Raw genomic sequence first — 15,607 nt, forward strand, 5'->3', positions numbered from 1 at the left:
GAAGGGTGATTGAGGCACGCCACCTGCGGATCCTGCGCGCTGTCGCCGGGACCGGTTCCTTCTCCGCCGCCGCCCGCGAGCTCGGCTGCACCCAGCCCGCCGTCTCCCAGCAGATGAAGGCGCTGGAACAGTCGGCCGGCACCCCGCTGCTCGTGCGCACCGGCCGCGAGATGCGGCTGACCCAGGCGGGCGAGGCGCTGGTGCGGCACGCCGCCGGGATCCTGGCCGGGCTGACGGCCGCCGAGGAGGAGGTCGCGGCCATCGCCGGGCTGCGCGCGGGGCGGGTCAGGCTCGTCTCCTTCCCGAGCGGCAGCTCCACGCTGGTGCCGACGGCGCTCGCGGCGATGCGCGCCGAGCACCCGGGGACCCGTATCTCCCTCGTCGAGGCGGAGCCGCCGCGGTCGGTGGAGATGCTGCGCGAGGGCGACTGCGACGTGGCGCTGGCCTTCCGGTACGGAGGGGACGGACCGGCGGCGGGCAGCGCGGCCGAGTGGGAGGACCTGGTCGTCACGCCGCTGCTGACCGACCGGCTCGTCGGGCTGGTTCCCGAGGGCCACGCGCTGGCCGGCGCCGGGCGGGTGGGCATGGCGGAGCTGGCCGGGGAGCCGTGGATCGCGGGCTGCCCGCGCTGCCGCCGCCACCTGGTGGAGGTGTGCGAGGGGGCGGGGTTCACCCCGCGGATCGACTTCGCCACCGACGACTACCCGGCCGTGGTGGGACTGGTCGGCGCGGGGCTGGGGGTGGCGGTGCTGCCGGAGCTGGCGGTGGAGTCCGTACGGGCGAAGGGCGTGAGCATCCTGGCCGTCGAGCCGGTCGTGGAGCGGGAGATCGTGGCGCTGACCCTGCCGGACCTGGCGCGCGTACCGGCCGTGGCGGCGACCCTGGGCGAGCTGGTGCGGGCCGCCGCGCGCTGACCGTACGGGGGTGTACGGCCGGACGGGTGACGGCCCGGACCGGAGTCGGTCGCGACACGCCCGGAAGCGCGCGCGGATACGAGGCAACGATTCTTCGGATGGATGTTCGTCGGGGGTGTCCGCTTCGAGGGTGTGTGCGTCGGGCGTCCGGCCGGCCGTCAGTGCGGAGGGAGGGGGCCGATCGTGCTGGAGGCGGGGATCAGGCGGTGGCGTGCGCGGCCCATCAGCTCCTCGCGTTCGTCCTCGGTGAGCCCTCCCCAGACCCCGTAGGGCTCGCGGACGGCGAGTGCGTGCGCCGCGCATTCCGAACGCACCGGGCAGCGCATGCAGACCTCTTTAGCCGAGGCCTCGCGCGCACTCCTGGCCGCGCCCCGCTCGCCTTCCGGGTGGAAGAAGAGGGAGCTGTCGACTCCGCGGCAGGCGGCCAGCAGCTGCCAGTCCCACAGGTCGGCGTTCGGTCCGGGGAGGCGGGAGAAATCTGCCATGGGTAGTCCTCTTGGTGCCGGTACTGAGGCGGATACGGTCCATGTCTCCACACCTACTGTCGTAGTAGATGTAAATATGACTCATTGGGAATCTAGCCTCAGACACATGGCAAACGGAAGGAAAGCCGCCAAATAGGGCATACCTCCAGATGGAGGACAGATGGCTGGTGGCTCCGGCACGGTGATCGCTTCCTCACGTAGAGTGCCGAAGGTGTCCGTCCGACCCGTAACTCTTTCGAGTGACCATCGTTGAGAGAGCGAGTGCGGTTGAAACGAGAAGTTCCCGGACAGGTGTCCGAGGGCGTCGACCGCACAGGTGACGATACGTACCCAGCCTGGAGGCTCAAGGTGACGCGCATCAGCAGCTGCGGAGGGCGGTCATGACTTCCGTCCTCGTCTGCGACGACTCCCCGCTTGCCCGAGAGGCGCTCCGTCGCGCGGTTGCCACCGTGCCCGGCGTCGAGCGTGTGACGACGGCTGCCAACGGCGAGGAAGTCCTCCGCCGCTGGGGTGCCGACCGCTCCGACCTGATTCTGATGGATGTACGGATGCCCGGCCTGGGCGGTGTCGAGACGGTCCGCCGGCTCCTGTCCGCCGACCCCGGTGCCCGCATCATCATGCTCACGGTCGCCGAGGACCTGGACGGCGTGGCCCTCGCGGTCGCCGCCGGCGCCCGCGGCTACCTGCACAAGGACGCCTCGCGCGCCGAGCTGCGGGCCACGGTCACCCAGGCGCTCGCCGACCCCACCTGGCGGCTGGCGCCCCGGCGCCTGCGCTCGGCCGAGATGGGGGCCGCCCCCACCCTGACCGCGCGCGAGATCCAGGTCCTGGAGGGCATGAGCCACGGCCGGTCCAACGCGGAGATCGGGCGCGAGCTCTTCCTCTCCGAGGACACGGTCAAGACGCACGCCCGCAGGCTGTTCAAGAAGCTCGGCGCCTCCGACCGGGCGCACGCGGTGGCACTCGGCTTCCGCTGGGGTCTCGTCCGCTGACCACGGCACCGGCGGCCGGCGCGGCCGGTCCCGTCCGCCGCCGGCGGGCGGGGGCGGCGGGCGTCCGCCCGCGCCGCCGGAGGGGCGGTCCCGCCGCACCCGGTGTTCCGCCGGGGATTGGCGGGGCACAATCCGGGGGACGTGTCGCTTCGGGCGCGATGCCGCATCCTTGATGGTGTGCCGCATTCTTGGAGAGGTCGAGTCCTCCGGGACGACGATTCGGGCCGAGCGGAGGGGAGGGCGCAGATGACGAGTTCCGGCGCACCCGCTCATAACGCTTCGATGCACAACACGGACCGCGGTGCCGCGAACGCTTCCGCGCCAAGGCACCATGGATTGATGCGCGACGACGAGGCCCCGGGGTCACCTGCGGCCACAGGCCCCACCGGCGCCGCCAAGGGCGGCAACGCCGGGGCCGTCGGCGCGCTCGTACGCCGTGCGGTCGAGGGGGACGAGCAGGCCACGCACGACCTCCTGGCCTTCGTGCACCCGCTCGCCCTGCGCTACTGCCGCACCCGGCTGTCGCGGCTGCCGGGTGACGCCCGTCACTTCGTGGAGGACCTCGCGCAGGAGGTCTGCGTGGCGGTGCTGATGGCCCTGCCCCGCTACCGGGACACCGGCCGGCCCTTCGAGGCCTTCGTCTTCGCCATCGCCGCGCACAAGGTCGCCGACCTGCAACGCGCCGCCATGCGGCACCCCGGCAGCACGGCCGTGCCCTCCGACGAGATGCCGGAGCGGCCGGACGACTCGCTGGGCCCGGAGGAGCGCGCGCTGCTCAGCAGCGACGCCGCCTGGGCCAAGAAGCTCCTGGCGAACCTGCCGGAGAACCAGCGCGAGCTGCTCGTCCTGCGGGTGGCCGTCGGGCTGACCGCGGAGGAGACCGGTCAGATGCTCGGGATGTCCCCGGGCGCGGTGCGGGTGGCCCAGCACCGCGCGCTCAGCCGGCTGCGCGCGCTCGCCGAGCAGTGATTGCCGAGCGGTGATCGCCAAGAGGTGATCGCCGCGCTCGGAGGTGCGTGTTCCGTTTCGCTCCCTTTCTGTCGTAGGAACCGACGAATCTTCTGGTTGACCTTGGTCGTGGAATGAGACGCCTCGGGATCCCGTTAGCATGGACATCCGCGCTGAGCAAGACCATTTGGGAAGGTGTCATGACCGCCGACGGAGTGCCCGACAAATTCGCCACGCTCGGACTGACCTACGACGACGTGCTGCTGCTGCCGGGCGCGTCGGACATGGCCCCCGATGAGATCGACACCTCTTCCCTCATCTCGCGCAACGTCCGGGTGAACGTTCCGCTGCTGTCCGCCGCCATGGACAAGGTCACCGAGGCCCGCATGGCCATCGCGATGGCCCGCCAGGGCGGCGTCGGCGTACTGCACCGCAACCTCTCCATCGCCGACCAGGCCAACCAGGTCGACCTGGTCAAGCGCTCCGAGTCCGGCATGGTCACCGACCCGATCACGGTGCACCCGGACGCGACGCTGCGCGAGGCCAACGAGCTCTGCGGGAAGTTCCGCATCTCCGGCGTCCCGGTCACCGACCCGGCGGGCAAGCTGCTCGGCATCGTCACCAACCGCGACATGGCCTTCGAGCCGGACCGCAGCCGCCAGGTGCGCGAGGTCATGACCCCGATGCCGCTGGTCACCGGCAAGGTCGGCATCTCCGGCGTGGACGCCATGGAGCTGCTGCGCCGCCACAAGATCGAGAAGCTGCCGCTGGTCGACGACGCGGGCATCCTCAAGGGCCTCATCACGGTCAAGGACTTCGTCAAGGCCGAGCAGTACCCGAACGCCGCCAAGGACAAGGAAGGCCGGCTGCTCGTCGGCGCCGCCGTCGGTGTCGCCGGCGACGCGTACGAGCGCGCCCAGGCCCTGATCGAGGCGGGCGCCGACTTCATCGTCGTCGACACCGCCCACGGCCACTCCCGCCTGGTCGGCGACATGGTCGCCAAGATCAAGTCGAACTCCGGCGTGGACGTCATCGGCGGCAACGTCGCCACCCGCGACGGCGCCCAGGCCCTCATCGACGCCGGCTGCGACGGCATCAAGGTCGGCGTCGGCCCCGGCTCCATCTGCACCACCCGCGTCGTCGCCGGCATCGGCGTCCCGCAGGTCACCGCCATCTACGAGGCCTCCCTGGCCGCCAAGGCCGCGGGCGTCCCCGTCATCGGCGACGGTGGCCTCCAGTACTCCGGCGACATCGCCAAGGCCCTGGTCGCGGGCGCCGACACGGTGATGCTCGGCTCGCTGCTCGCGGGCTGCGAGGAGTCCCCGGGCGAGCTGCTCTTCATCAACGGCAAGCAGTTCAAGTCCTACCGCGGCATGGGCTCGCTCGGCGCGATGCAGACCCGCGGCGACCGCAAGTCCTTCTCCAAGGACCGCTACTTCCAGGAAGGGGTCGGCGGCGACGACAAGCTGATCCCCGAGGGCATCGAGGGCCAGGTCCCCTACCGCGGCCCGCTCTCCGCGGTGGTCCACCAGCTGGTCGGCGGCCTGCGCCAGTCGATGTTCTACGTCGGCGGCCGCACCGTCCCCGAGCTCCAGGACCGGGGCCGCTTCGTGCGGATCACCTCGGCGGGCCTCAAGGAGAGCCACCCGCACGACATTCAGATGACCGTGGAAGCACCGAACTACTCCCGCAAGGGCTGACCGGCTCCCGGAGGGGCGGACCCGCGCTCGGCGGGTCCGCCCCTTCGCCGTGCGTCCGTACAGCGGTCACCGGAACGCGGGTCCCCGCCGTTCGGGGATACTGGACGGGCAGACCCAGAGGAAAGGCCACCACACGTGACTGAGATCGAGATCGGGCGCGGCAAGCGCGGCCGCCGGGCGTACGCCTTCGACGACATCGCCATCGTCCCCAGCCGGCGTACGCGGGACCCGAAGGAGGTCTCGATCGCCTGGCAGATCGACGCGTACCGCTTCGAGCTCCCCTTCCTGGCCGCCCCCATGGACTCGGTGGTCTCCCCGCAGACCGCGATCCGCATCGGCGAGCTCGGCGGCCTCGGCGTGCTGAACCTCGAAGGCCTGTGGACCCGCTACGAGGACCCGCAGCCGCTGCTCGACGAGATCGCGGAGCTGGACGAGGCGACCGCCACCCGCCGCCTCCAGGAGATCTACGAGGCGCCGATCCAGGCCGACCTGATCGGGCAGCGGATCAAGGAGGTCCGCGACTCCGGCGTCGTGACCGCCGCCGCGCTCTCCCCGCAGCGCACCGCGCAGTTCTCCAAGGCCGTCGTCGAGGCGGGCGTCGACATCTTCGTGATCCGCGGCACCACCGTGTCGGCGGAGCACGTCTCCGGTGCCGCCGAGCCGCTCAACCTCAAGCAGTTCATCTACGAGCTCGACGTCCCGGTCATCGTCGGCGGCTGCGCCACCTACACGGCGGCCCTGCACCTGATGCGCACCGGCGCGGCGGGCGTCCTCGTCGGCTTCGGCGGCGGCGCCGCGCACACCACGCGCAACGTGCTCGGCATCCAGGTCCCGATGGCCACCGCCGTCGCCGACGTGGCCGCGGCGCGCCGCGACTACATGGACGAGTCCGGCGGCCGTTACGTGCACGTCATCGCCGACGGCGGCGTGGGCTGGTCGGGCGACATCCCGAAGGCCGTGGCCTGCGGCGCGGACGCCGTGATGATGGGCTCCCCGCTGGCCCGCGCCGCCGACGCGCCGGGCAAGGGCAACCACTGGGGCATGGAGGCCGTCCACGAGGACGTGCCGCGCGGCAAGAAGGTCGACCTCGGCACGGTCGGCACCACCGAGGAGATCCTCACCGGCCCGTCGCACAGCCCGGACGGCTCGATGAACCTCTTCGGCGCGTTGCGCCGCTCGATGGCCACCACCGGCTACAGCGAGCTCAAGGAGTTCCAGCGGGTCGAGGTTACGGTCGCGGACGCGGAGCACAGCCGCTGACCGGTCCAGCGCACGTACGCCGGAGGGCCGGCACCCCGAGCGGGGTGCCGGCCCTCCGGCGTGGGCGGCGTCAGTCGTTGGCCTTCTTGGCCGTTCCGACGGCGACGAGCGCGGCGAGGCCGATGTAGACGAAGGCCCAGCCGTCCAGGGAGTCCTTGGTGATGTCGTTCAGGCCGCTGATGCCGATCTTGTCGATCAGCTCGGACAGGCCGATCTTGTTGAGCTCGGCCAAGGCGAGCGCGAAGAGGAACAGCTTCCCGAGGTAGACGCCGCCGACCGACACCAGGCCCGCGACCACGGGCAGGGCCGGGTTCCGGCCGCCGATCTTCCCTGCGGCGAAGCCGACGAGGAGGCCGATGCCGATCGCGCCGAAGGACCGCTCCCGGTCGATCGCGTACATGATGCCGCCGTACGCCGCTGCGGCGATCAGGCCGGCGACGACCGCGGCGACGACGCCCAAGCCGATGTTGCCCCTGCGTGCCGGCGCCGGGGTCTCGGCGAAGTGGGCGGGTGCGGGCGGCTGGAAGTTCTGGCTCATGGAAATCCCCCCCAGGGATCATGGCGCACCCGTGCGATCAGGCATAAGTGCGGGATAAGCGACGCCGCAGGTTAGCAGGGGACGGTGGCGTTCCAAGAGGGGATTTCGGTCGGATGATCGAGCCGTAATCGGCCCGTGGACTGCTCCGGGGGCTGGTCAGAGGCGGTGGGCCGCGCCCGCCGGGCTGGCGCCGCGGGTGTCCAGCAGGAGCTGCGCCTTCACCGCCAGGCCCTGCATGTCGTACGTGCGGTGGTGCTGGAGCAGGATCGTGAGGTCGGCGTTCGCGGCGGCCTCGTAGAGCGATTCGGCGCGCGGTACCGGCTGGTCGCGGACCCGCCAGCTAGCGATGTACGGGTCGTGGTAGCTGATCTGGGCCCCGAGGTCGAGGAGCCGGCTGGCGATCTCGCCGGCCGGTGAGCCCTCCTGGTCGGCGAGGTCGGGCTTGTAGGTGACGCCCAGGAGGAGGACGCGGGCCCCGCGCGCGGACTTGCCGTGTTCGTTCAGCAGGGTGGCGGAGCGCTGGATGACGTACTGCGGCATCCGGTTGTTGATCTCCTGCGCCAGGCCGACCATGCGCAGCGGGTGGCCGGGGGTGCGGGTGGTGTGGGGGAGGTAGTTGGGGTCGAGGGGGACGCCGTGGCCGCCGACGCCGGGGCCGGGGCGGAAGGCCTGGAACCCGTACGGCTTGGTCTCGGCGCAGCGGATGACGTCCCACAGGTCGACGCCGAGGTCGTGGCAGAGGACGGCCATCTCGTTCATCAGGGCGATGTTGACGTGCCGGTAGTTGGTTTCGAGGAGCTGTACGGTCTCGGCCTCGCGCAGCCCGCGGGCGCGGACGACCTTGTCGGTGAGCCGGGCGTAGAAGGCGTGCGCGGACTCGGTGCAGGCGGGGGTGAGGCCGCCGATCACCCGGGGGGTGTTGGAGATGGTGTGCGTCCGGTTGCCCGGGTCCAGGCGGCTGGGGGAGTAGGCCAGGTGGAAGTCCCGGCCGGCCCGCAGGCCCGAGCCCTCTTCGAGTACGGGCCGCAGGTAGTCCTCCGTGACGCCCGGGTGGGCGGCGGACTCCAGGATGACGGTGGTGTGCGGGCGCAGCCGGGCGGCGAGGGTGCGGCCCGCCTCGCCGACGGCGCCGAGGTCGAGCGCGCGGTCGGCGCCGAGCCGGGTGGGGGCGCAGATGACGGCGGTGCGGACCCGGCCGAGTTCGGCGGGGTTGGTGGTGACCCGGAAGCCGGCCGCCGACATGCGGCGGATCTCGGCGGCGGTGAGGGTGCTGTCCGTGGCGGGGCCGCTGTCGTAGCCGACGGTCTCGATTCCGGCGGCGACGGCCGCCTGGGCGAGGGGGAGGCCGAGGTGGCCGAGTCCGATGACGGCGAGATCTGCGGGCATGGGGGGCCGTCCCTTCCCTTCCCTGGCATGCATGAGGGGGCGGTGCGCGCACGTCCGGTGGACGACTGGAGCTGGCGCAATGTCAGACTAGGTGTATGTATGACCGATATGCCGCATTGTGGGGTGGTGGTCGCCGTTGTGTTGTCCACAGGCGGTGGCTGATGCCGGTGCGGCCGGTCAGAATCGTGAAGCGGGGGATGTGAGCGGGATCACCCGCGCACCGAGCGGGTACGGCCCGCACCAACGGGAGGCAGCCGTGAGGACAGCGACACTGGGACCGGAGCAGCGCGCGCAGGCGCTCGCCCGGATGGCCGAGCGGGAACTGGACGTGCTGGTCGTCGGCGCGGGGGTGGTCGGTGCGGGCACCGCGCTCGACGCGGTGACCAGGGGCCTGTCCACCGGGCTGGTGGAGGCCCGTGACTGGGCGTCCGGGACGTCGAGCCGGTCCAGCAAGCTGATCCACGGCGGCCTGCGCTACCTGGAGATGCTCGACTTCGCCCTCGTACGGGAGGCGCTCAAGGAGCGCGGGCTGCTGCTGGAGCGGCTCGCCCCGCACCTGGTGAAACCGGTGCCGTTCCTGTACCCGCTCCAGCACAAGGGCTGGGAGAGGTTCTACGCCGGTTCCGGCGTGGCCCTCTACGACGCGATGTCCGTCTCCAGCGGGCACGGGCGGGGCCTGCCCACCCACCGCCACCTCTCGCGCAAACGGGCCCTGCGCATCGCGCCGGCCCTGCGCAAGGACGCGCTCGTGGGCGCCCTGCAGTACTACGACGCCCAGATGGACGACGCGCGCTACGTCACCACGCTCGTACGGACGGCCGCGGCGTACGGGGCGCACTGCGCCAACCGGGCGAGGGTGGTCGGCTTCCTGCGCGAGGGCGAGCGGGTGGTCGGGGCGAAGGTGCGCGACGTCGAGGGCGGCGGCGAGTACGAGATCCGCGCGAAGCAGGTCGTGAACGCCACCGGGGTGTGGACGGACGACACCCAGGCGCTGATCGGGGAACGCGGGCAGTTCCACGTGCGGGCCTCGAAGGGGATCCACCTGGTCGTCCCGAAGGACCGGATCCACTCGAACACGGGGCTGATCCTGCGGACCGAGAAGTCGGTGCTGTTCGTGATCCCGTGGGGCCGGCACTGGATCGTGGGCACCACGGACACCGACTGGGACCTGGACAAGGCCCACCCGGCGGCGTCCAGCGCGGACATCGACTACCTGCTGGAGCACGTGAACTCGGTCCTGGCGGTGCCGCTGACGCGGGACGACGTCCAGGGCGTGTACGCGGGCCTGCGGCCGCTGCTGGCCGGCGAGTCGGACGCGACGAGCAAGCTCTCGCGCGAGCACACGGTGGCCCACCCGGTGCCGGGCCTGGTGGTGGTGGCGGGCGGCAAGTACACGACGTACCGGGTCATGGCGAAGGACGCGGTGGACGAGGCGGTGCACGGGCTGGACCAGCGGGTCGCGGCGTGCGTGACGGAGGACGTGCCGCTGGTGGGGGCGGAGGGCTACCGCGCCCTGTGGAACGGCCGCGCCCGCATCGCCGCCCGGACGGGACTCCATGTGGTGCGGGTGGAGCACCTGTTGAACCGCTACGGATCCCTGACGGAGGAACTGCTCGACCTGATCGCGGCCGACCCCGGGCTGGGGGAGCCGGTGACCGGGGCGGACGACTACCTGAGGGCGGAGATCGCCTACGCCGCCTCGCACGAGGGCGCCCGGCACCTGGACGACGTGCTGACGCGGCGGACCCGGATCTCCATCGAGACCTTCGACCGGGGGACCCGATCGGCGCGGGAGTGCGCGGAATTGATGGCTCCGGTGCTGGGCTGGGACAAGCAGCAGATCGAGAAGGAGATCGAGCACTACGAGAAGAGGGTGCAGGCCGAGCGGGAGTCACAGCGTCAGCCCGACGACCAGACGGCGGACGCGGCCCGGCTGGGGGCGCCGGACATCGTGCCGTTGTAACTCCGCGATGCGGAAGGGGGAACCGTCGGACCCGGGGCTCCCGTCCGATGCGGAGTGAGCAACAATGAGGTTTCTGCCGGGGTGGATTACCGTGCCCTCCGGCGGCTGCCGAGGCAGCCGGGGCAGGCTGCACGATCGCAGAGGGGACGCATGTCGAAGCCGGAGCACACCGAGTCGTCTGCCGGGGCGCGCGCGGCGAAGCCGGACGGCGCCGGTGCGCCTGCGGCCCAACCGGACGGCGGGGCCGGGGCTGCACCGGCGGGCGGGCGGCCCGGAGCGCCTGAGGACGCGAAGCCCGCGGCCGGCGCCGGGACGGCGGAGGCCGAGCCGGCCGCCGTGCCCCGGCCGAGGTCGGGCGGTGCTGCTCCCGCCGGCGGGCGGCGTCCTGACGCCGCGAAGGGCGCGAGCGCCGAAGCGGAACCCGAGGACGCGGAGCCGACGGGCGCGCGGTCCGAGGACGCCGCGCCCGCCGAGGTGTCCGGGGCGAAGGCCGAGACCGGCAAGGGCGTCGAGGACGCGGAGTCCGCAGAGGCCGGGGCTGCGGCCGGGGGCGGCTCCGGTGCCGAGGACGCCGCGCCCGCCGAGGTGTCCGGGGCGAAGACCGAGACCGGCAAGGGCGTCGAGGACGCGAAGCCGGGAGCCGAAGCCGCGCCCGCGAAGGCCGCGCCCGAAAAGGCCGCGGCCGCCGGGGTCGGCGTCGGGGACGAGGACGACGCCGAGGAAGCGGCCGAGGACGCGCGGCGCGAGGGGCGGCTGCTGGCCGGCCGGTACCGGCTCGGCGCCGTGCTCGGCAAGGGCGGCATGGGCACCGTGTGGCGCGCCGAGGACGAGGTCCTCGGACGGACGGTCGCCGTCAAGGAACTCCGGTTCGGCAACGGCGTCGACGAGGACGAGAAGCGCCGCCTCATCACCCGGACCCTGCGCGAGGCCAAGGCCATCGCGCGCATCCGCAGCGAAGGGGCCGTCACCGTCTTCGACGTCGTCGACGAGGACGCCCGCCCCTGGATCGTCATGGAGCTCATCGAGGGCCCCTCGCTCGCCGAGTTCGTCCGGGAGAACGGCCCGCTGACCCCGCACCGCGCCGCCGAGGTCGGGCTCGCCGTGCTCGACGTGCTCCGCGCCGCCCACCGGCAGGGGATCCTGCACCGCGACGTGAAGCCGTCCAACGTGCTGATCGCCGCATCCGGCCGCGTCGTCCTCACCGACTTCGGCATCGCGCAGGTGGAGGGCGACCCGTCCATCACCTCCACCGGCATGCTCGTCGGCGCCCCCTCCTACATCTCCCCCGAGCGCGCCCGCGGCTACAAGCCCGGCCCGCCCGCCGACATGTGGTCCCTCGGCGGTCTGCTGTACGCGGCCGTCGAAGGCGTGCCCCCGTACGACAAGGGCAACGCGCTGGCGACCCTCACCGCGGTGATGACGGAGCCCGTGGACCCGCCGAAGAACGCCGGCCCACTGACCGAGGTCATCTACGGGCTGCTGGTCAAGGACCCGGCCCACCGTCTGGGCGACGACCAGGCGCGGTCGATGCTCACCGCCGTGGTCAACGCCCCCGAGCCGGTCGCGGCCGAACCGGAGCCCGAGCCGGTCGCGACGGTCGAGGAGACCCGCCCGATCTCCCTCACCAAGGCCGACGCGACGGCCGAGAAGGCGGCCAGGAAGGAACGCGAGCGCCGCGAGCGCGAGCAGCGCGAGCGGACCCGGGCCGCGCTGAAGGCGACCCGCAAGGCCGCTGCCGCCGAGGCGGCCGCCGCCACCGCGGCCGAGGCACCGCCGGCCCGGCCCGCGCAGGCCCCGGCCTCACTCACCGACGTGGTGTCGCGCCGCACCATCGCGCTGGCCGTGGCCGGCGTGGTCGTGGTGCTCGCGCTGGTCGGCTCGCTCATCGCGTACATGGCCCACGGCGACGACAAGGGCGGCGGCCGCAAGGACGAGGGCAAGGGCGGACCGGTCCCGGTCGCGTCCGGCAGTCCCTCGCCCGGCGCCTCGGGCAACGCGCCGGCCGCCTCGGCCGGTTCCTCGCCGGGCGCGACCCCGAGCGGCACCCCGGGTACTCCCGCGCCCAGCGGAACCCCGGGCGGCGGCGACACGGGCCAGGGCCAGGGCCAGGGTCAGGGCCAGGGCCAGGGGGCCAGCCCCGGCGGCCCGGGCGCCGGGCTCCCGGCCGGGTTCGCCACGGTGACCGACCTGCGGTACCACTTCTCGATGGCGATGCCCGAGGGCTTCCACCAGACCGACACCGCCGGCGCCGGCTCCGGCGCCATATACACCCGCGACGGCGGCTTCCCGCGGATCCAGGTCGACTACACGAACAGCCCGGGCAGTGACGCCCGGCTGGCCTGGGCCAAGCTCGCCCCGGCCGTGGCCGGAAGCAGCAAGGGCTACCGCCAGATCCGCCTGGACACCGTGGACTACCGCGGGTACCCGACCGTCGCGGACTGGGAGTTCGAGCGCGAGCAGCAGGGCGTCCGGGTCCGTGTCCTCGACCGGGGCTTCAAGACGGACGCCTCGCACGGCTACGCCATCATGATCAGCTGCGCCGCCGACCAGTGGGACGGCCCCGAGTGCACGCAGCTGCGCAACACCGCCTTCGAGACCTTCCAGCAGTTGGGCTGACGGCCCTCGCAAGCCCAGGACGCGGGCGGCCCCGGCGACGTATCGTGTCCAGCGGGGGCCATGGGGACCGCACTCGGGGGAGGCGATGTGGAGGACTACGCCGGCCGGATCCTGTCCGACCGCTACCGTCTGCCGATTCCGCCGTCCGACGAGTACGAGCTGATAGAGACCCGCGCCTTCGACACGCGCAGCGGGCAGGAAGTCCTCGTCCGGCAGGTGCCGTTACCCGAGGTCGTGGACGCGGAGCTGCTCGACGGAACCCGCGCGCGGGCCGGGGCCACGGGGGAACTCCCCGCCGTGCGGCGGGCGATCGCCGCCGCGCAGGCGGCCGCCTCCGTGCCGGACCATCCCCGCCTCGACCAGGTCTTCGACGTCTTCGCGGAGGACGGCTCGCTGTGGATAGTGAGCGAACTCGTCCCCGCCAGGCCGCTGGCCGCGCTCATCGCCGACGGACCGCTGAGCCCCTACCGTGCGGCGGAGGTGGCCTCCGACGTGCTGACCGCGCTGCGGGTGCTGCACGCGCACGGCTGGACGCACCGCAACATCACCGCCCGGACCGTGCTGATATGCGAGGACGGCCGGGTCGTCCTGACGGGCCTGGCGGCGGGCGCCGCCGAGGAGGCGCTGTGCGGGTACGACCCGGTGCCCGTGCCCTGGCCGGGCGGAACCGAGGCGGACGACGCGGGTCGGTACGGCGCCGGGTACGCCGGGGCGGAGGCGGACGACGCCGGTCGGTACGGCGCCGGGTACGGCGGGGCCGATGCGGATGACGCCTCGGGGTACGCCGGGGCGGAGGTGGATGACGCCTCCGGGTATGCCGGAATGGAGGCGGGTGATGCCGCCGGGTATGCCGGGGCGGAGGTGGACGGGGAGTCCTCGCACCCCGGGACCGGTCGGGGCGCACGGTACGCGGCCGGCGGGCCGGGACCGGGGCATCCCCCGGCCGGGATCCCGGACGAGGGGCCCCGGTACGCGCCGCTGGTGGCGCCGGGCTACGACACCGGCCCGCGCTACACGGACCACATCACCCCGGAGCCGGTCCAGCCGGTCCAGCCGGACCAGCCCGCCCCGCCCGCCCCGGACCGGGCCGCCGCCGAGGCCGCCGCCCGCGCCGGGACCATCGCCGCCTACCGGGCCGGTCGCCGGGCCGCGACCGCCGAGGTGGCGCGGCAGCGCGGCGAGCGCGGCCCCGTGGTCGTGCCGGTGCTGCCGCCGACCGGCGCCAACCTGCCCCAGGAGTACGCGTACCCGTACGGGGGACCGGACACCGCCGCCACGCCCTGGCACGGGGCGACCCCGCGCCGCCGGGCCGAGCCGGAGCCCGAGCCGGAGCCCGTCCCGGAGCCGGATCCCGCACCGGAGCGGCCGCCGCAGCCCGAGCTGCCGGCCGAGCCGGCCCGCCCCGCGCTGCCCGCGCAGCTCGCCCTCCCGCAGGGCTACCGCCAGGCGGAGCCCCCCGCCGCGCCCGAGCCCGTACGGCCCCCCGCCCCGCGGCCGGCCCGCCCGCCCGCGGTGCCGGCAGCCCCCGCGGCCCCCGAAGCCCGCCCCCGGCCGACCGGCGGGGCCTGGGGCGGACCCCGTACCGGTCTGGACGCCGAGCGGGCCCGCCAGACCCGGATGGCCGTCGTCGGCCCCCTCACCGAGCGCTGGGCGCCCGAGCAGGCCGGCCCCGTCCACGGCAACTGGCAGCTGGCCGCGCCCGTGGGGCCCGCCACCGACCTCTGGGCCCTCGGGGCGCTGCTGTACCGCTCCGTCCAGGGCCACGCCCCGTACCCCGAGGACAGCGTCGCGGAACTCGTCGAGATGGTCTGCGCCGAGCCGCCCGCCTTCGCCGAGGAGTGCGGCCCGCTGCGCCCCGTGGTGGAGTCCCTGCTGCGCCAGGACCCGACCGAGCGGCCCGACTTCGAGGAGCTCCGCGGCTGGCTGCGCTCGCTGATCCGCTCCGCCCCGGAGCCCGACGGGGACTTCGCGGGGCTCCCGCTGCCGGAGCCGGACCCGGCCCGGCTGCCCGTCGTACGCCGCCGCGGCGACCTGCACGGACGCCACCGCAACCCCGCCGGCCCCCGCAAGCCGCGCTCGCTGGGCCGGGGCCTGCTGGTCGGCGTCCTGGCCCTGCTCGCGGGCGGGGTGGCGTACGCGATGCTCTTCCTGCCGCGCGCGGGCGACTCCGGGCAGCAGCCCGCCGCCTCCCAGGGCCCCGCGGCCACCTCCCCCGGGCCGCGCAGCTCCCCGCAGGGCCCCGCGCCCCGGCCGGCGCAGACGCCCGGCCGCACTCCGGCCGCGAGCCCGGAGTCCACGCCCGCCCCGCAGGGCGACGCACCCGCGCCGGAGGGCTACACCGTCCAGCAGGACCCGGCGCACTTCAGCATCGCCGTACCGGCCGGCTGGGAGCGCCAGTCCCTCAACGAGGCCGGCCAGGTGCGCTACACCCGCGGCCAGTTCACCCTGATCGTCGTCCCGGGTCGGGACCGGGTCGAGGGCGGCAGCCCGGACCCGCTGGGGTACCAGAAGGACAAGGAGCCCGAGCTGGCCCCGTACCGCAACTCCACCTGGGCGTCGGGCGGGGACGTCAAATCCACCCGGGTGGGGCAGCAGTTGCGGGTGACGGGCCGCTACACCTGGATCGACGCGGCCGGCCGGTCGCTGTTCGCCCGCAACTTCGTCGTCGCGCTCGGCGGCGCCTACCACGTCGTCATGGTCACCGGCCCGGAGGACAACCAGGACGAGGTCACCGACGTCTTCGAGAAGACGACGGCGAGTTACCGGGCGGGTGGCTGACGGTCGATCAGTACGGCGATTGCGTCA

Annotated in this window: 11 protein-coding genes; 8 read left to right on the plus strand and 3 right to left on the minus strand. The window is 73.7% G+C overall.

The genetic code is table 11. The annotated features are described in order from the left end of the window. Nucleotides 1-5: 5 nt before the first annotated feature. The gene (locus ACZ501_RS06360; RefSeq protein ID WP_361597813.1) at nt 6-914 is read left to right on the plus strand and encodes a LysR family transcriptional regulator; all 909 of its coding nucleotides are present in this window, start codon (nt 6-8) and stop codon (nt 912-914) included. 158 nt (nt 915-1,072) lie between these two features. Here ACZ501_RS06360 and ACZ501_RS06365 read toward each other — a convergent pair whose 3' ends face one another. Continuing rightward, complete coding sequence (locus tag ACZ501_RS06365; protein ID WP_030864318.1) at nt 1,073-1,399, minus strand: WhiB family transcriptional regulator; 327 nt, start codon at nt 1,397-1,399, stop codon at nt 1,073-1,075. A gap of 380 nt (nt 1,400-1,779) precedes the next feature. Between ACZ501_RS06365 and ACZ501_RS06370 the strand changes: the two genes are divergently transcribed. The 4 genes from ACZ501_RS06370 (at nt 1,780) to ACZ501_RS06385 (ending at nt 6,299) form a co-directional block, all read left to right on the plus strand. Continuing rightward, nucleotides 1,780-2,391 (plus strand): response regulator transcription factor, encoded by a 612-nt coding sequence (locus ACZ501_RS06370; RefSeq protein WP_003948568.1) that lies wholly within the window; start codon nt 1,780-1,782, stop codon nt 2,389-2,391. A 339-nt stretch (nt 2,392-2,730) separates the two neighbouring features. Continuing rightward, entirely contained in the window at nt 2,731-3,360 is a 630-nt protein-coding gene (locus ACZ501_RS06375) for a sigma-70 family RNA polymerase sigma factor (protein WP_361597818.1), read from the plus strand. A 179-nt stretch (nt 3,361-3,539) separates the two neighbouring features. Next, nucleotides 3,540-5,039, plus strand: a complete 1,500-nt coding sequence (gene guaB / locus ACZ501_RS06380) for an IMP dehydrogenase (RefSeq protein ID WP_361597821.1) — start codon at nt 3,540-3,542, stop codon at nt 5,037-5,039. A 135-nt stretch (nt 5,040-5,174) separates the two neighbouring features. Then, nucleotides 5,175-6,299 carry a GuaB3 family IMP dehydrogenase-related protein gene (locus tag ACZ501_RS06385; protein ID WP_468792975.1) on the plus strand — a complete coding sequence of 375 codons (1,125 nt, stop codon included), beginning with the start codon at nt 5,175-5,177 and terminating at the stop codon, nt 6,297-6,299. A 70-nt stretch (nt 6,300-6,369) separates the two neighbouring features. Here ACZ501_RS06385 and ACZ501_RS06390 read toward each other — a convergent pair whose 3' ends face one another. Together ACZ501_RS06390 and ACZ501_RS06395 are read right to left on the minus strand one after the other, a co-directional pair. Continuing rightward, nucleotides 6,370-6,837, minus strand: a complete 468-nt coding sequence (locus ACZ501_RS06390; protein WP_468792978.1) for a hypothetical protein — start codon at nt 6,835-6,837, stop codon at nt 6,370-6,372. A gap of 156 nt (nt 6,838-6,993) precedes the next feature. Continuing rightward, nucleotides 6,994-8,223 carry a nucleotide sugar dehydrogenase gene (locus ACZ501_RS06395; protein ID WP_361597830.1) on the minus strand — a complete coding sequence of 410 codons (1,230 nt, stop codon included), beginning with the start codon at nt 8,221-8,223 and terminating at the stop codon, nt 6,994-6,996. A 256-nt stretch (nt 8,224-8,479) separates the two neighbouring features. On the opposite strand from ACZ501_RS06395, the gene ACZ501_RS06400 reads away from it, so the two are divergent. The 3 genes from ACZ501_RS06400 to ACZ501_RS06410 all read left to right on the plus strand — a co-directional run bounded on the left by ACZ501_RS06400 (nt 8,480) and on the right by ACZ501_RS06410 (nt 15,580). Continuing rightward, nucleotides 8,480-10,186, plus strand: coding sequence for a glycerol-3-phosphate dehydrogenase/oxidase (locus ACZ501_RS06400; protein WP_361597833.1), 1,707 nt, complete (start codon nt 8,480-8,482; stop codon nt 10,184-10,186). 150 nt (nt 10,187-10,336) lie between these two features. Beyond that, a complete protein-coding gene (locus ACZ501_RS06405; RefSeq protein WP_468792981.1) occupies nt 10,337-12,802 on the plus strand; it encodes a serine/threonine-protein kinase in 2,466 nt (821 codons plus the stop codon). Nucleotides 12,803-12,889: 87 nt separating this feature from the next. Then, complete coding sequence (locus ACZ501_RS06410) at nt 12,890-15,580, plus strand: protein kinase (protein ID WP_468793810.1); 2,691 nt, start codon at nt 12,890-12,892, stop codon at nt 15,578-15,580. Nucleotides 15,581-15,607 lie beyond the last annotated feature (27 nt).

This window comes from Streptomyces sp. NPDC034085 (genome assembly GCF_055575555.1).